This is a genomic window from Enterococcus sp. RTP21361st1_A6_RTP21361_211029, assembly GCF_040910045.1.
GTDB lineage: Bacteria > Bacillota > Bacilli > Lactobacillales > Enterococcaceae > Enterococcus_D > Enterococcus_D gallinarum.
Genome location: NZ_JBDGBK010000040.1, coordinates 12,453 through 28,278, shown reverse-complemented (window position 1 = coordinate 28,278; position 15,826 = coordinate 12,453). Strand labels below are relative to the sequence as shown.

Annotated in this window: 17 protein-coding genes; 10 read left to right on the top strand and 7 right to left on the bottom strand. The window is 40.9% G+C overall.

Going from position 1 to position 15,826, the window contains the following annotated elements; genetic code table 11:
- Positions 1-330 precede the first annotated feature (330 nt).
- The 5 genes from AB5Z52_RS08980 (at position 331) to AB5Z52_RS08960 (ending at position 4,362) form a co-directional block, all read left to right on the top strand.
- A complete protein-coding gene (locus tag AB5Z52_RS08980; RefSeq protein ID WP_368243619.1) occupies positions 331-1,347 on the top strand; it encodes an adhesive domain-containing protein in 1,017 nt (338 codons plus the stop codon).
- Complete coding sequence (locus AB5Z52_RS08975; protein ID WP_288551659.1) at positions 1,344-2,297, top strand: Ig-like domain-containing protein; 954 nt, start codon at positions 1,344-1,346, stop codon at positions 2,295-2,297. Before AB5Z52_RS08980 ends, AB5Z52_RS08975 begins: the two co-directional genes overlap by 4 nt.
- Positions 2,282-3,226, top strand: a complete 945-nt coding sequence (locus AB5Z52_RS08970) for an Ig-like domain-containing protein (protein WP_368243622.1) — start codon at positions 2,282-2,284, stop codon at positions 3,224-3,226. Before AB5Z52_RS08975 ends, AB5Z52_RS08970 begins: the two co-directional genes overlap by 16 nt.
- Entirely contained in the window at positions 3,207-3,317 is a 111-nt protein-coding gene (locus AB5Z52_RS08965; RefSeq protein WP_156247900.1) for an LPXTG cell wall anchor domain-containing protein, read from the top strand. Before AB5Z52_RS08970 ends, AB5Z52_RS08965 begins: the two co-directional genes overlap by 20 nt.
- A gap of 331 nt (positions 3,318-3,648) precedes the next feature.
- Positions 3,649-4,362: a demethylmenaquinone methyltransferase gene (locus AB5Z52_RS08960; RefSeq protein WP_288551661.1), complete on the top strand. Its 714-nt coding sequence runs from the start codon at positions 3,649-3,651 to the stop codon at positions 4,360-4,362.
- 173 nt (positions 4,363-4,535) lie between these two features.
- Here the strand turns inward: AB5Z52_RS08960 and AB5Z52_RS08955 are convergent, their stop codons facing one another.
- The 5 genes from AB5Z52_RS08955 to AB5Z52_RS08935 form a co-directional block, all read right to left on the bottom strand.
- On the bottom strand, positions 4,536-6,344 hold the full coding sequence (locus AB5Z52_RS08955; RefSeq protein WP_021150003.1) for an FtsX-like permease family protein: 1,809 nt from the start codon (positions 6,342-6,344) through the stop codon (positions 4,536-4,538).
- 12 nt (positions 6,345-6,356) lie between these two features.
- Positions 6,357-7,109, bottom strand: a complete 753-nt coding sequence (locus tag AB5Z52_RS08950; RefSeq protein WP_003126103.1) for an ABC transporter ATP-binding protein — start codon at positions 7,107-7,109, stop codon at positions 6,357-6,359.
- A 7-nt stretch (positions 7,110-7,116) separates the two neighbouring features.
- Complete coding sequence (locus AB5Z52_RS08945) at positions 7,117-7,482, bottom strand: YxeA family protein (RefSeq protein ID WP_005471036.1); 366 nt, start codon at positions 7,480-7,482, stop codon at positions 7,117-7,119.
- A gap of 242 nt (positions 7,483-7,724) precedes the next feature.
- Positions 7,725-8,072, bottom strand: a complete 348-nt coding sequence (locus tag AB5Z52_RS08940) for a hypothetical protein (RefSeq protein ID WP_005471043.1) — start codon at positions 8,070-8,072, stop codon at positions 7,725-7,727.
- Entirely contained in the window at positions 8,069-8,731 is a 663-nt protein-coding gene (locus AB5Z52_RS08935) for a DUF1576 domain-containing protein (protein ID WP_288551662.1), read from the bottom strand. Before AB5Z52_RS08935 ends, AB5Z52_RS08940 begins: the two co-directional genes overlap by 4 nt.
- A 227-nt stretch (positions 8,732-8,958) precedes the next feature.
- Here AB5Z52_RS08935 and AB5Z52_RS08930 point away from each other — a divergent pair, with 227 nt between their 5' ends.
- Positions 8,959-9,846: an SDR family oxidoreductase gene (locus AB5Z52_RS08930; RefSeq protein ID WP_003126107.1), complete on the top strand. Its 888-nt coding sequence runs from the start codon at positions 8,959-8,961 to the stop codon at positions 9,844-9,846.
- Positions 9,847-9,982: 136 nt separating this feature from the next.
- On the opposite strand, the gene AB5Z52_RS08925 is transcribed toward AB5Z52_RS08930, so the two are convergent.
- The gene (locus AB5Z52_RS08925) at positions 9,983-11,503 is read right to left on the bottom strand and encodes a helix-turn-helix domain-containing protein (protein ID WP_368243618.1); all 1,521 of its coding nucleotides are present in this window, start codon (positions 11,501-11,503) and stop codon (positions 9,983-9,985) included.
- Positions 11,504-11,718: 215 nt separating this feature from the next.
- Between AB5Z52_RS08925 and AB5Z52_RS08920 the strand changes: the two genes are divergently transcribed.
- Genes AB5Z52_RS08920 through AB5Z52_RS08905 form a run of 4 tightly spaced genes read left to right on the top strand, consistent with a single transcriptional unit; the run spans position 11,719 to position 15,256 of the window.
- A complete protein-coding gene (locus AB5Z52_RS08920; protein ID WP_288551665.1) occupies positions 11,719-12,267 on the top strand; it encodes a WxL domain-containing protein in 549 nt (182 codons plus the stop codon).
- A gap of 33 nt (positions 12,268-12,300) precedes the next feature.
- Positions 12,301-12,645 (top strand): DUF916 domain-containing protein, encoded by a 345-nt coding sequence (locus AB5Z52_RS08915; RefSeq protein WP_288551666.1) that lies wholly within the window; start codon positions 12,301-12,303, stop codon positions 12,643-12,645.
- Positions 12,646-12,678: 33 nt separating this feature from the next.
- Positions 12,679-13,302, top strand: a complete 624-nt coding sequence (locus AB5Z52_RS08910) for a DUF3324 domain-containing protein (RefSeq protein ID WP_288551667.1) — start codon at positions 12,679-12,681, stop codon at positions 13,300-13,302.
- A 58-nt stretch (positions 13,303-13,360) separates the two neighbouring features.
- Positions 13,361-15,256: a legume lectins beta domain protein gene (locus AB5Z52_RS08905; RefSeq protein ID WP_288551668.1), complete on the top strand. Its 1,896-nt coding sequence runs from the start codon at positions 13,361-13,363 to the stop codon at positions 15,254-15,256.
- Positions 15,257-15,327: 71 nt separating this feature from the next.
- On the opposite strand, the gene AB5Z52_RS08900 is transcribed toward AB5Z52_RS08905, so the two are convergent.
- Positions 15,328-15,504: a hypothetical protein gene (locus AB5Z52_RS08900; protein WP_005471055.1), complete on the bottom strand. Its 177-nt coding sequence runs from the start codon at positions 15,502-15,504 to the stop codon at positions 15,328-15,330.
- Positions 15,505-15,826 lie beyond the last annotated feature (322 nt).

Sequence of the window (15,826 nt, the reverse complement as noted above, 5' to 3'; positions counted from 1 at the left end):
TTTTTGTTATTTTATTTCCAATAAAAATTTTTTTAATTTTTCATGGTGTTAATAATTTGTTGTATAAAAATAAAAATGCTAGAATTTGCTTAAATAACTGAATATTTTAGTTATTTAATCACAAAAAAAGCACGGAAATCGTTCTGGTATGTTGAAAAATGTAATTGAGATTTTTTCGAGTATTTGAATGGGTGTTTTTTTATTTTGTAAACGTTTTTTGTTTGTGATCTCTTTCTCCGAATATGTGATCATAGCGAACATCAAAAGACGAATGCCAAAGTTGGTTGGTCACTTTTGTTGGTTGTATTTATTTGAATAGGAGGAGTAAGAATGAAGGGCAATGACTATAAAAAAATAATGAATTCAAGGAGAAAAAGACGCGCAATAAACAAAAAATCGCTACTAGCGAATTTAACGGTCAGCGGGATGTTACTGACGAGTTCTGTGGTTGTTCCCACTACATTGTTGTGGGAACCAAAGATCGCAGAAGCATCATTTGTTTCTGCTGAGATTTTTAGTAATGTCCAAGCATCAAATGATTCTGCAACAAGTGCTGCAGCGCCATATTCAAATCCTGGAAATACCAACCCAGTCAACTTTACCATCAGCGGATCGAATGCGGTGACGCTTGACGTCTTAAACGGTGATAAAGTAGCAATCGTTGGTGTGCCAAAAGGGCTGACTGGCTTTGTACAACCAAATGGCAATGCCCGGGTATCAACAAATATCACTCTGCAACTTGAAAATATTGCCGCTATCCAAACACTGATTGGAACGCTTACGCCTGCTGTTGACACATTGGTAGGAACGGTGGATGCTCTTGTGAATCAGAACTTAGCGGATGCATTAGGGATTCCAGAGACGATTAATGGCTTTCCAAATTTATTGTATCAAGCAGCTTCCATCGTTGATATCAGTCAAGTAGTATCCGTCAATCTAGATGACATCTATGAACAATTGGATTTATTGAATCAGTTAGGACAATTTGGACAAGCCGATTTTGAAGTGCCTGCTGGATTGACAGATAATGAACGTGCCTTGATTGCCAATGTGAATGACGGCTTATTCATTGTGGTCAACCAACGCATCCAATCCATTTTGGAGAACTTGAAACAGGCGCAAATCCAAGTGAGCATCTTGGGCGGAGCAAGTAACATTCCTGGGATTGGCTCATTGATCGATGGCGTCAATACACTTGTCCAAGAAACAGTCAACACAGCTAAAGCCACTCTGAATGTTACCGTCGATGCTGCACAAGCTGTGTTGAATGGAACGACAGATCTTGCTGATCAAATCGCATCGGCATCTGTTTTAGGTCAAACGACAGTTGGATGCCAACGACCGTGACGACACCAACGACTTCAGAGCTGATTGCAAATGGTGTGACGAATCCGTCGAATCCATACGAAGCTCGATTTGCAGGTACTTTTTCTCAATCTAATCTACTCACACTTGATTTATTTACAGATGAGGATGGCAATAATTCCATCTGGTCAGCAGCAGAACCTGCAGCAGAACAAACGGAAACACCAACCATCGATCCTGTTGCGGCTGGTGATACCACTATCAGCGGAACAGCAGAACCAGATTCAACAGTAACAGTGACTATCGGAAATGAACAGCCAGTCACAGCAGTGGCGGATGCCCAAGGCAACTGGACAGCTGAGGTACCAGAAGTCTCTCAAGGGGAAACAGTGACCGTTGTGGCAGAAGCAGATGGCAAAGATCCAAGCGAGCCAGTGACAGTGAGCGTCGCAGGTTTGACCGTTGCAGCACCTACAGCCTCCATTAGTGGCAATGAAACAGATGGCTATCCGGTCATTGGGAAAGCAACACCGAATGCAGCGATTGAGATCACGAACGCTCAAGGAGACGTTGTCGGCAGTGGAACGACTGACAGCGATGGCAACTATCGCATCGTAATTGCCCCCGATCGAGTCGCCCCAGAAGAAAACTTGAATGTTACAGCAATTGTGACTGCCGGAGGGCAAGACTATCGTAGTGGAGCAACACCGGTTGTTGTGCCAGCCGATACACAAGAAAACCAAACTGAAACGCCGTCGATCGATCCGGTGAATGCCGGGGATCAAACGATCAGCGGTACAGCTGAACCGAACGCCAATGTAGTGGTAACTGTCAGCGGAGAAGAGCCAGTGACGGTCGTTGCGAATGACCAAGGTGATTGGACTGCGAATGTACCGGAAGTTTCTGAAGGCGAAACAGTGACTGTGGTAGCTACTCTACTGTTGGTGACAAAGAGCCAAGTACACCTGTCAGTGTCATCGTCAGCGGAATAAGTGTTTCTGCACCAACTGCATCAATTACTGGTAACCAGAGAGATGGTTATCCTGTAGCTGGTCGAACAACTGCGAATGCAGACATTGAAATCACCAATGCTCAAGGAGAAGTCGTAGGTAGTGGTACTACTGATGGCGACGGCAATTACCGAATCGTGATCGCTCCAGATCAAGTAGCTCCAGAAGAAAACTTGAACGTCGCAGCGATCGTAACAGCTGGTGGGAAAGACTACCGCAGCGCCAACACGCCGATCACTGTACCAGAAGACAACCAAACAGGAATCCCAACGATTGATCCCGTCACAGCCGGAGACGATACAATTAGCGGAACAGCAGAACCAGGTTCAACTGTCACCATCACCAATGGCGACAAAGATCCAGTCGTCGTTGAAGCAGATGAGGAAGGTAACTGGACCGCTGAAGTACCAGAAGTTTCGGAAGGCGACACTATAACTGTCGTGGCAGAAACCGATGGCAAGGATCCAAGTGCCCCAATCACAGTAACAGTGGATGGCTTGACAGTTGATGCACCAACCGCATCAATCAGCGGCAATCAGACCGATGGCTATCCCGTTGTTGGGGAAACAGTGGCTAATGCAGTGATTGAAATCACCAATGCTCAAGGCGAAGTTGTGGGCACCGGCACAGCCGATGAAGAAGGCAATTACCGAATCGTGATCGCGCCAGATCAAGTGGACTCAGAAGAAAACTTGAACGTCGCAGCGATCGTAACCCCTGGTGGCAAAGACTACCGCAGTGGTAATACACCAATCACAGTACCTATGGAAAAAACGGCTACGCCACTCATTGATCCAGCGATTGCCGGGGACGAAACAGTCAGCGGAACCGCAGAGCCAGGTTCTTCAGTCATTCTGACCATCAATGAAGCAGCACCGTGGAGACAAATACTTGCCGCAAACTGGCAGTGAAAGTACTTGGTTTGCATCAATGATCGGTGCTGCACTGGTTGCGATCGGTAGTCTTGGTTTCTTCAAATCAAGAAAGAAAAAAAATCAGTAACTGCTGAAACTGGACCAAAGCAAATAATTGCTGATCTATAAGAGAAAGCTCTTGCGATGTGTCCATGTCGCAGGAGCCTTTTTTTAGAAATGTTCCTGAATCTATATAGCCTTTCTGCTGCGTTACCACCAATTCTACTAATGGTTTGAAGAGTTACGAAAACTGAGAGCGAAAAGAATAGAGACGTTAATAGAAAATATGCAGATTTAAACAGAAATTTTTTCTTTTTTGACTATCCATGCTACACTAAATTTTGTAGTAAATGGAAAAAGCTTTCAATCGTTTGGTTACGCAGGTTGCGTGATTGGAAGGCAAAAGGATGGTGTAGAGGTTGATAGGCGACAAAGGCAAGGAAGCACGTGTCCATCACGTTTTTGAGCGTGTTGCGGAGAACTATGACCAGATGAATACCGTGATTTCTTTTCAACAACATAAACGCTGGCGAAAAGATACGATGAAACGGATGCAAGTCCAAGCAGGTAATGATATCCTTGATGTCTGTTGCGGAACAGGAGATTGGACATTGGCACTGGCAGAAGCAACAGGATCTACTGGGAACGTGATCGGCATTGATTTTAGTGAGAATATGTTGGCTGTGGCAAAGAAAAAAGCAGCGGAGCAAAAGACAAAGATCGAATGGATGCAAGGAAATGCAATGGCACTTCCTTTTGCAGACAATACGTTTGATGTTGTGACGATCGGGTTTGGTCTGAGAAATGTTCCTGATCTTGTAACCGTTCTAAAAGAAATGCAGCGGGTCGTAAAACCTGGCGGAAAAGTGGTTTGTCTGGAAACATCACAGCCCAATTTAATTGGTTGGCGGCAGCTGTATTATGCGTATTTCCGATTCATTATGCCGCTGTTAGGAAAACTGTTTGCTAAAAGTTACCCAGAATATTCTTGGTTGCAAGAATCAGCTAGAGATTTTCCTGGCAAAGAAGAGTTGTCTCACTACTTTCAATCAGCAGGACTGACTAATATAGTTGTCAAAAGCTATAGTGGAGGTACTGTAGCCATGCATCTCGGATATAAACCAACCAACTGAATCCAATAAAAAGCATGTGTTGGCATAGAAGCTGTTAAAGGGATGTTGCTGAGAAAATCAGCTCATTTTCGAAAACAAAGACCAGTGCTTCAGATCAAAATAAAAACCAACGTCAGTTCACACTGGACGTAGGTTTTTTGCTGTCTATTTCACTGTGTTCATTTTGCGGGTGCTTATTGTTTTCCGGTATTTTTTAAAACGATATTGGTGTAGAGCCATACCGTTAAAAGATAATAAACGGCATAAAGGGCAACAAAGATCGCAAATGGTAACCAGATCTGATCATAGGGATCACTCAATAGCATTTTAAACATTTGCAGTCCGAATAGTACGTGAACGATTCCTAATAATCCTGGGACTAAGAAAAGCACGCCGATCTCTTTGCGGATCGATTTTTTCAGAAGCCCATTGCGAGCACCGATTTTTCTAAGCATGGTGTAGCGCATAATATCACTATTAGCCCCTGAAAGGATTTTGAACATCAAGCAACTAGCTAACATTGTTAGAAAGGCAATTCCTAAGAAGAAGCCCATGAATTCAAATCCTGAGAAAATGCCGTTGAATGTGTCATAAGCATCCGCTCGTTGCATAAGATTACTTTCTCCTGCTAAGGATGGATTGTTTTTTTGATCCAGCTTAGCAAGTGCTGTTAATTTTGGCAGGACAGCTTCAAAGTCTTTGACTTGAATGACTTGTAAGATCGTTTCGGGTGCGTTCACTTGTTCAAAGGCATTGGCAGAAAGCAGCTTGACTTCTTTCCCTCGCTGTTCTGGCAATTCAAAGCTGCGCAGCTGGTCCTGTTCTGCAAGATCAGCTGCGATCGCTTGGCCATTTAGTGAGCGGTAACCATCTCTCTGACTAAGATCTCCCTGTTCTGTAACGATCAAAGGATCTTTGTCAAATTCTTCTTGAATGTAATAAACGGCTGTGTCATCCTCTTTTTGGCGATAGCTGACATTCAATGTTGGGTGTAAATCCGCAATTTTTTGTTGGTCGACAGTTTGGGCATTATTCAGAACCAAGTCATAAGAGGTCATCGCTTTGGCCATTTTAGGGATTTCATTTCTGAAACCAAGGCCAACGGTTAATGCGCCCAGTGCTAATGCGAACAGCATGGATACTAACGAAAGCATCTGCGTATAGTCACGGATACGGAAGTTTAACTGAGACAAAGTGAAATTATTCAATTTTTTCAGTGCGATGGCATCTGATTTCTTTAATAATGTCAAAATCAATACGATCACAGAGCGGAAAACTAGATAGGTTCCCAAAACGATCGTGACTAGGGCAATCGCAATACCCATAATTTGAAATTTCATTAGATCGCTCATAACATAATAACCGATTCCAAGAAAGATGATCCCCAAAAGGGTTTGAACCAATAAGAATGGGAATTTTTGCTTGATTTGTGCAGGTGTACTAGTTTCTCTCAACAAATCCAAGATGGCTTTTTTGGCAATGGCTGAAGCATTGACGATTGCTGCGATCAGGAAGAGAATGGCAAAAAAGACCAGTGTGATCACAAGTGCTTTTACATTGAATGGCGAAAAATGAGTAATCTTTATATTTAACTGTTGTACTAAAAGATCATTGACAATTTTCGTCAATCCGATACCTGCTAAAGCACCAGTAATGGTTGCAATAATCCCTACAAAAAATGTTTCGATGAAGATCATTTGGGCGATTTTTCGTCCTTTTGCTCCTAACATCATAAACATGGCATAATCCTTCTGCCGCATCGACATTAGGAAAGAATTGGCATAGAGAATGTAGGCAAATGTGATGATTCCTAGTAAGACCGTTCCAAAGTGAAAGATAATGACAACGACACCAATCGTTGAATTGTTTTTCAAGAATTCTTCATTACTAGCCATTGATTGAAACATATAAAAGATGGCAGAAGCCATAACCAGACCAGAAAACAAGACGATGTAGTCTTTTAAGCGGCCTTTGATACCAGTAAGTGATAATTTCCAAAGCATACCATTATCCTCCTACTGTTCCAGATTTCCTAAGATGACTAAGATCTGACGATAAAAGTCTTCTTGGGTTTGATTATTTCGTTTGATTTCTTGATGGATCTTACCATCTTTGATAAATAAGATTCGCTTGCAATAACTTGCCGAAAGGGGATCATGTGTTACGAGTAAGATCGATACTTGGTCATTTTTGTTTAAATCATCCATCATGTCTAATAAATCTTTGGCACTTTTTGAATCCAAGGCACCCGTTGGCTCATCCCCAAACAAGATCGTTGGTTCGGTGATTAATGCTCGCGCAGCGGCTACCCGTTGCTTTTGACCACCAGAGATCTCGGAAGGATATTTATCCAAAATTTGGCTGATGGATAAGCGATTCGCGACTTGTTGAATGAGCTGTTTGATCTTTTTCGGCCGTACGCCTTGTAAAGAGAGAGGCACAGCAATGTTTTCGGAAGCCGTTAGATTTTCTAGTAGATTGAAATCTTGGAAGATAAAGCCGATTTCTCTACTGCGAAAATCTGCCAATGCATCACCGCGTAATTTTGTGATATCTTTTTCGTTGATGCGGATGTTTCCGGAAGATGGATGGTCCAATGTGGATAAAATATTCAACAACGTTGATTTACCAGAACCGGAAGCACCCATAATACCAATAAACTCGCCTTTATCAATCGCAAAGCTGATCCCTTTTAGGGCTTCGGTTTTTTTCTCATTATTTTTGCCGTAAACTTTCGTTAATTCGTTTGCTTCAATTATTTTTGCCATTTGTTTATCACCGTTCACTTTCTAATTGTTTCAACGCTTTTTCAGGAATAGCATTCTTTTGCACTTCTTCATAGGAAGTCACGCCCTTGTTTTGATTCCAGGTAATTTTTAAGTAAGCGTCTTTTTTCAAAGGACGATCTTTCATCCCTAAGAATTCCAGATTTTTCTTCTTTGCGTCTTTGTCGTAACCAGGTAGTTCATATTTATATTCGATCACTTGATTGCCTCGATCGTCTTCGGTTTCGATCTTTTCGCCATCGGTCGTGATCTGAACATAGTAACTTTGGCCGCCCATGATGACTTTCTCAGCAATTTGTAACCCGGCAAACAAAACGATCATTAGGATACCCAGGCCGATCCAAAATTTCTTCATCTATTCTCACTTCCTTTAATTTGTAAAGTCTAAAGAGAATTATAGCGGGCGTAAAAACAATCGTAGTGTGAAAAACCTATCAATAAACTTTCATTTTTGTCATGAAAACAATTTCATGATGCCCTCCTTTGTATTGGGAGCTGTTAACCAAAGGTTCACCTTTTCAACGCATTCCGTGTATCAAGAGACCGTTGTAAACGAAAAACCATGGGACCTCCTTCATCAAAGAGATCCCATGGCCTTCAATATTTTTTTCGAAACAATGTAATGATCAAGCGATCCTTTTCGTAACTGATTGTTGCTTCATCGATCAACAATCCTAATAAATAAAAGTCTTTTTCTTCATGAATCGACTGGTGCCCGCCTAAAAGTTCAATATAATAACTTTCTAGCGCAATGTCTCGTGGGGTATTCAACATTTCCGCAAATACGGCTAAATCACTGGGCTCTTCTGGACAGGTCCCAGCAATAATGGCTCGAAAACCTGTTTTTTCGAAAGACATCTCAGTAGTGATATGAGGGCAGTCGTGGGAAAGAAAGTAGGTGACCACTTCATCCACGATCCGCCGTGCTTGTTCCTTTTCTATCATTGGTTCATCCGCCTTTTGATTTGGTTGATCTCATCTAACAAAGGTACCATAGCTGCCGCCACAAAGCCACTGGAAAAACCATTATTATAAAGATTCAACCCGCCATGTAAGTAGGTAATATTGCTTACTAACGCCGCATGGGCAATACCGGCAAAGATTCCTGCAATTGGTCCATAGTAGCCGCTGATTGGTGCTAAACTTGTTCCAAAAATCGCAGTCAACAGCAATTGAAAGGTCGAAGTCTCAGTGGTAAAGCCTAAACGTGTGGCAAGAACGACCCCAATCAAAATCGGCATACTATTTTTCCAGTGATTTCCGAAAGCACTAAAGCCAACCACTGTCAGAACAGCACCAAGTAATGGGCCTGATAGCTGGCCCCCAAGCAAGTAGATGAATACAAGCAGCAGCATCCCCATGATCGCCATGTTCATCAGTGTGACCCCTAATGCAAAAATCGTGACGAAGTCTGTCACCAGTTTACCGGAAACATCGAATAGATGAGCCAATCCTTGGAAAGAACGGTGATTCAATAAATAACCGGTTAAAAAGAGCAACCCGCATAAGCCGCACAAAAAGAAGAGTAAAAAGGAACTGTACTCAGTCGTCAAATACGGTAGATAGTCACCAAAGTCAGCCAGATCTGTTCCTACAAACAGCATCTGATTATGAGGCTCTCCGTGACGCGCTATTAACAATAACCGCAAAATAAATCAAAGGACCACGAATCCTTAAGGATTCGTGGTCCTTTTTTTCAAAAATTGCAAGAAAAACGCATTTTTCCATGAAGTGAGCGTTTCGTTTTTCATTTCATGAACATTCCTCTACACTTTTAAGTAAGGTCATGGTTCTACATGACGAGCATGAAAAAAATAAGGAGGAAATGAACATGTCAAAAAAAATCAATGATCCATTAACGAAGTACTATAACGGCACATTTGAAAAGCAGGAACAGGAAGCACCAGCGGTCCAAGGAAAAATGCAGCCAGTACCAGATTGTGGTGAAACTAGCTACAATGGTTCAGGACGATTAGCAGGCCGCAAAGCATTAGTCACAGGCGGGGATTCAGGCATCGGTCGTGCAGCAGCCATTGCCTTTGCTAAAGAAGGCGCGGATGTGGCTATCAACTACTTGCCTTTTGAAGAAGAAGATGCCCAAGAAGTGAAGACTATCATCGAAGAAGCAGGTCAAAAAGCTGTATTGATTCCTGGCGATTTGAAAGACGAATCTTTTGCGCGTCAGTTGGTTCATGATGCAGCGAAAGCGTTGGATGGTTTAGATATTTTGGTCTTGAATGCAGGTATGCAACAAGCGGTCAAAGATATTAAAGATTTGACCACCCAACAAATCACGGACACATTTACAACGAATATCATCTCCATGTATTGGACAGTTCAAGAAGCCCTGGATTATTTACCGGCTGGCGGCAGTATCATTACCACTACTTCCATCCAAAGTGCAGAACCTAGTGCTCATCTGTTAGACTATGCAGCAACCAAAGGAGCGATCACTTCATTTAGTAAAGGATTGGCAGCACAATTGAGTTCAAAAGGTATTCGCGTGAATACTGTAGCACCAGGACCAATCTGGACACCACTACAAATTTCAGGAGGTCAACCACAATCAGCGATCCCTGAGTTTGGACAAAAAGAATTATTAAAACGGGCTGGCCAACCCGTTGAATTAGCGCCAGTTTATGTTTTCTTAGCGTCAGATGAAGCCAGCTATGTCACAGGACAAGTCTATAGTGTAACAGGCGGAAGCTTCTTTGCTTAAAACCCGTTGTTAAAAAACGCTTACGACAATAAAAAATGCGAAGTAAGAAATACAGAGGCCTTGCATTGCTTTAGCAAGGAACCCATCTGATATTTCAGCTTCGCTTTTTTTATGGAATCATGATAAAAAATTTGTTTCAACAAGAGGATTTGCAAGTGAGGGCAAACATTTTTTTGGTAATTACTTGATTGATTTTTGCAAACAAAGATTCCCATTCATACATATTAAGTATATCTGAGAGTAGCAGAAGCTTTTCCGTTATCGCTGCTTCTTCGTAATTGTCGGTAATAATCAAGTCCGCCCCTTCGATATCTTTAGTGAATGAGACCGACTTCTCTGAGTAGATGGATCGGATACGGGCTTCTATCAGCATTTTGGTTCGATAATGAATCGTTGTTCGAATGTAAATCCGAATAGTTGGACTTTCATGCATGGTGGTTTCCAGATAGAGTAGTTGGGCAAGATAACGCAATTGTTTACGGTGAAAGAATTCTTTGTCTAAATCATTGTTTGGAAAGTTATTGACATGTTCTGTTAACAAGTGAGCAATTGCTGTATAAGTTTGACTATTGTTGTCAATCGAACTTTCATCGGGCAAGTTATAGTCTAAATTCCAAACTTTCAGCAAATCAACATCGATAAAAATCGATAGATTAAAAAATAAGAGACAACTGTTTAGAAGTTGGTCAAATGAATCTTGCTTCATAGTCGGCACAAATTTTTGTCGCCAATCTTCGATCATATCAATAAAAAAATGAACGAGAGGCTTTTTTGATTGGTAAACCAGCGCAATACTCTCTTGAATCTTTTGGCGATCAACAACTGTAGGAAGGAAAATATGCAAAAAGAAATTTAAATACAAGTATTCGGCTTGAGCGATCCGTTTATCTAAATTAGTTTTGGAGAAAAAGAACGAATCGAGAACTTCCATCGGCAAAAAGGAGTAAAAGTTCAAGAGTGCTTGAGCTTTTTTCTCGATTTCAGGCAAATATTTCTTTTGAGAAAGTCGGATGGTAATTGTTTTCCAAAAGGCAAACAATTTATTTTTAGTCAACTGATCTAAGAGAGTAGCATCAAAAAAGCTGTTGAATCGCTCGAATTCTGTTATATATTGATCAGATAAAAGCTGAAACTCGGTTGGTGCACTTTGCGTAAGAAAACTATAAATAAAGATGCGGATATCCAACTCTCTTCCAGCAAGTTCGACAATATTTTCTTCATTGGAATAGATTGAGAGGTGAAATTTCTTTAATATTAGACTGACTTTTTTTATCAGACGATACATGTGAGATTGGCTAACGTGAAGATCCGAACATAACTGGGACATTGAAGAATCTGTATGCCCAATAAGGTACTGAACCAGTTGATATTGTGGAGAACTGAGCAAGTAATGATAGACCAGCTGTGAATAAGAAGGTTCGGCACTATCTCCATTTCTTTCGCTACAATATTGGTTGTAGAAATTTTTGGCGAGACAAAGGTTGACGGACAGATATTTCAAGTCTTCATTCAAAAAGTAGATATGTTTTTGCAAGCTTTTGATGGGGATTTTCAATACTCTTGATAATTTTAATAAGCTGATTCCATTGGTGTTACATACTGATTTGAATATATCAAGCTTTTTTTCCTCTGCGGGAGAAATGAACTCTCGGTACATCAGTATTCTCCTTTTTTGCTCCATTTTTACGCACAATATGAAGCCTATTTGTAAGGTTTTGTGATCCGTTTTTTGGTACTTTTGATTATACTAAGTACAAATGAGAAGTCAATGTGAGGCGATGAAGAAACAATCATTTTTTTGTGGTTGAAAAAATGAAAGTATTGCCAGAAAATTGGCATCTTGTTTAATAAACAAAAAAGAAGGAATGACTTATGAAAAAAATGGTGTTGGCATTAGGTATTTTAGGAATAAGTAGTTTAGGGGTCCCAGTGACTGGTTTAGCTGCGGAAGCAAATCCATCTACTTCAATGACCAGTGAAGCATCACTAACCATCAATCCAGGGATTTTGTCCCTTGATAGTGTTTCAAATTTTGATTTTGGTACTGGGAATATCGCAGATTTCGCTCAACAAGAGAAAGTGATCACCACGGTATCAAATGAAACGTCATCTGTTTCTGATTTTCGTGATCCAAACACAGTTGGTTGGCAATTAACAGCAAAATTATCAAAAATCTCGAATGCCGATCAAAAAGAATTAGCAAATGCAAAGATTACACTAAAAGGTACCGAAACAGCAGGAGATGCAGCCTTATCAGCAAATGCTGAATTGGTTGCTGGAGCTACCGATCCTACTTCAGTAGCAACCGCAGATGGCGCAACTGGGTTAGCAATCAATACCTTTGATTTTTCGACCACAACGTTGACCGTTCCCCAACAAAATGTTTATAGTGGTGACTATACAGGAATGGACATTATCTAATTCTTATCAAGCACAGTAATAGGATGGATGACAATGAGAAGACTTCTTCAGAATGCAGTATGGATCTTTTTATTTATCAGCTTTGTTTATTTTCCTGTGACTCGTGGTTATGCTGAGACCACCAGATTTACTGTTATACCAGAACTTCCCCAAAATCAAGCAAGTGAAGCAACTTATTTCGATTTGCTGGTAAATAAAGAGACTGTTCAGGAATTGATTATCGCTGTACACAATACGAGTTCCGAAGAGATAACGATCACCGCTGATGCACTGAATAGTTATTCTGCTTCCACTGGAATCATCAGTTATCAACGAAAGAAAACGGCCGAAGACTATGGAGGTAAGTCTTTTACTAGCTTTGTTTCAAACCCCATTTAAGAAGTACGCCTAAAATCTGGTGAGGAACGAAAGGTGATTTTTACACTTGATTTAAAGGAAACAGTGTTTGACGGAGAAATCTTAGGGGCTTTTTTGTTCGAAGAAGTCAAACCTCAGGAAACTGCTCACGAAGCTGATGCAAGTTTGGAATCAAACTATCAGTTGCAGTTAGGGGTACGAATGCGTCAAAGTCTACAAGAGCTGCCAAAGCCAGATTTAAAACTAGTTGAAACTAAAGCAGTCGAAAAAAATGGCAAGCCAACTTTAAAAAGCAGTATCAGTAATATTCGTCCCGTCGCATTTGGGAATATTTCCGTGAATACGACGATACGTGACAAGAATCAAGCTATCGTCGGTGGCTTTAAGTCAGAAAATTTTCAATTCGCACAAAACTCTGTCTTAGATCTCTATAGTGAATTTGAACAAGAAGAACTCAAACCGGGCACTTATACGATTCGCATCGAATTATCCTCTCAGCGAGGCACATGGGTTTTTGATGATAAGGTCGTTATCGATCGTCAAGCAGCAAAAGCTGTCAACCGAACTACGATATATGCAGCGGCTATCGCTCAAAGAAATTTTCTGTTCTATCTATTGATTGCAATCATCCTTTTCTTGTTAGTGAAGCGGCGTAAAAACTCCGATGAAAGTGAGTGAGAAGAATGAAAAAAATGCTAAAATCTTTTTGTTTATCGCTTCTTTTTATAGGAACTTTTTGGCTGTTGCAAGGACAGCAAACAGTCTTTGCGGCGGTCACTGCGCCGGACTGGCTTTTGTGTTGCAAAGTAGCGGGCCTCAAGCACTAGCTTCAGAAGCTGGATCAACAATTGGAGTTTGGTCGAATATTTCTGGATCAGACCCACTTAGTCAAGGTGCAATCGCAAATAGTATCGCAATTGAATTTGATACATATTACAACAATAATGGCGGTATCCTTGCTACTGATCGGATGATGGATCGTGATGTGACAACAAAGGGACACCATATTGCTTGGTCTTACCCTGGTTCCGATGCTTCTTATACGACAGACGGCTGGCTGATGGTGGATAAAGTCTTAAATCACTATAACACGGTTGGCGTTACGGACATTTCCGATGGAAATTGGCATACCTTTATCGTGGATTACAATGAATCTACGCAACAATTTCATTATGCTGTTCCAGATTTTAATGTAGATGTATCGATTCCTGTCGATGATACTTTTAAAAACAATCTTAATTTAACAAATTCGGCGCCAGTTTATTTTGGTTTTACCGGTGCCAATGGCGGATTTGCCCAAAACAAAGCAGTCGCTTTCGTCGATGTTCAAGGTCTAGTCGAAATTGATATGCGGACGGGCGTCTTCCAAAGAGAGCCAGATCAGTTTATGCTGGACACGGGAACAGTAATGGATAAACCAATTGAAGTGGATGCAAGTAAAGAGATTACTTATGCAACCTATATTGATTTTAAACAAACAAGCGATCTATCAAGTTTGAATCCAGGGATTAAACTCAAACTCACACTTCCAGATAATGTATCTGTGAAAGATACTGTCTATTTTGGTAAACCAGAAGATACCATGATCAACGGTTTTCCTGATGGGGGGTCCCCAATCGAATATATAAGAGAGACAGGACAAATAAGTGTAGTATTGCCGAAATTGGAAAAAGGGAATGCCTATATTGTTCATTTTAGGGTCAAGTATAGTGGGATCCCTATAGATGCGAATATTGATGAAGTAATACCAGTTGAGACTACCTTTAGTGGAAATGCTTTTATATCCAGTTTTACTTCAGGAGGAGCCGCTACCCATTTTTATACGGTAAAAGGCAAATTCCCACCAACATTGACCAGCGGACAAGCCACAATGTCAGAAGCGCAGAAAACTGCGCCGATCCTTCGACAAAATCGAAATGCCTATACTGACATCTCTGTGGAAGATAGTAATTCTACGCAGGCGCAATTATTTATAAGTGATTTATTTTCACAAGAGAAGGAATTACAGGAAGAAGACTTTACTCTAAAAACAGTTCTTGAACGAACAGATTTGTCAGATCCCTTCCACTACACTTTAGAGTCAGAGACGAGTGATCTTTCCCCAGGGACTACCTATTATTTTGCAACATATGTCGTCGACACAGAAGGCAATTCATCAGCAATCCATTACTTTGCCATTGATTTTCGAGGAATCGTCGAATTAAAATCAGTCCCAGAATCTTTCAAAGGAACAACAGTCACAATCAACGAGTTGGCTCGAGCAATGGATTCTAATGGCTTGGTACCAATAAAAGTTCCAATTGCAACAACCAGCAAGCCTCTCGCAATCAGCAATACGAGTGAAGGTACATGGAAATTATCGGGACAAACCACCCCATTTATGAATAGTGGCGCCTCATTGGCTGATGAAGTCCAACTAGTTCTATACGATTCTACTGATAATTCATTGTTTTGCACCATTACTTCAGATAAAAAAGTACTTTTTGAGCAGACGCCTAGCGATAAAGCTCTCTCTCTCGATTTAAGTCAGTATGATTGTTATTTACGGTTTGCTCCTAAGATAGAGACCCTTTCCCCAGGAACCTATCAAGGAAAAGTCAATTGGCAGTTAGACAGCACGATCACAGACTAATGCACGTTGGTCAGAAAGACAGACAAAAAAACGCCATTTCGGCGTTTTTTTGTCTGTCTAAGGATAAGAACTCAGCTTTCCCGATCTTTGACTACTTTTAGTACTAAAGAAAGGGCGGCCAAGGCAAAACTGCCATACTTGACAAATTTCTCAAGTGACTCGATTTTTTGTTTTTTGCTTTGTTTGCAAGCAGCACATTTCGTTTCAGCGCCATCTAGTTTTTTTCCGCACCTACAGTGTTTTTTCATTTGATCCGTCTCCTTTACAATTTTATCGATGTTTCATCAATCTCTTACTATCAATTATACATGGACAACGGGTTTATGTCCGAGATAACGCTGTTCTCCTCGCAAAGCAATCAGTGAACGCGGATAGGCTATTTTCTTGGGTATGAATGATTCGGGAGATTTGACGTGCTACCTTAAAACACCAGCAGTAGGTTTATCTACAATGAGGCGGATGAACTTTGAAAACGGCTTGAAAGCCTGATACGTTAACGATTCTCTTTCTCATTTAACGGTTTTTTGTTTCATTTCATTCCTGCAAGTGATACGCTTTTGGTGAAAGGTG

What these genes read in the sequence shown, in the direction of transcription:
- AB5Z52_RS08980 (WP_368243619.1), top strand. Translation starts at nt 331, where the DNA reads ATGAAGGGCAATGACTATAAAAAAATAATGAATTCAAGGAGAAAAAGA.
- AB5Z52_RS08955 (WP_021150003.1), bottom strand. Translation starts at nt 6,344, where the DNA reads ATGCTTTGGAAATTATCACTTACTGGTATCAAAGGCCGCTTAAAAGAC.
- AB5Z52_RS08950 (WP_003126103.1), bottom strand. Translation starts at nt 7,109, where the DNA reads ATGGCAAAAATAATTGAAGCAAACGAATTAACGAAAGTTTACGGCAAA.
- AB5Z52_RS08945 (WP_005471036.1), bottom strand. Translation starts at nt 7,482, where the DNA reads ATGAAGAAATTTTGGATCGGCCTGGGTATCCTAATGATCGTTTTGTTT.
- AB5Z52_RS08940 (WP_005471043.1), bottom strand. Translation starts at nt 8,072, where the DNA reads ATGATAGAAAAGGAACAAGCACGGCGGATCGTGGATGAAGTGGTCACC.
- AB5Z52_RS08935 (WP_288551662.1), bottom strand. Translation starts at nt 8,731, where the DNA reads ATGCTGTTTGTAGGAACAGATCTGGCTGACTTTGGTGACTATCTACCG.
- AB5Z52_RS08930 (WP_003126107.1), top strand. Translation starts at nt 8,959, where the DNA reads ATGTCAAAAAAAATCAATGATCCATTAACGAAGTACTATAACGGCACA.
- AB5Z52_RS08925 (WP_368243618.1), bottom strand. Translation starts at nt 11,503, where the DNA reads ATGTACCGAGAGTTCATTTCTCCCGCAGAGGAAAAAAAGCTTGATATA.
- AB5Z52_RS08920 (WP_288551665.1), top strand. Translation starts at nt 11,719, where the DNA reads ATGAAAAAAATGGTGTTGGCATTAGGTATTTTAGGAATAAGTAGTTTA.
- AB5Z52_RS08915 (WP_288551666.1), top strand. Translation starts at nt 12,301, where the DNA reads ATGAGAAGACTTCTTCAGAATGCAGTATGGATCTTTTTATTTATCAGC.
- AB5Z52_RS08900 (WP_005471055.1), bottom strand. Translation starts at nt 15,504, where the DNA reads ATGAAAAAACACTGTAGGTGCGGAAAAAAACTAGATGGCGCTGAAACG.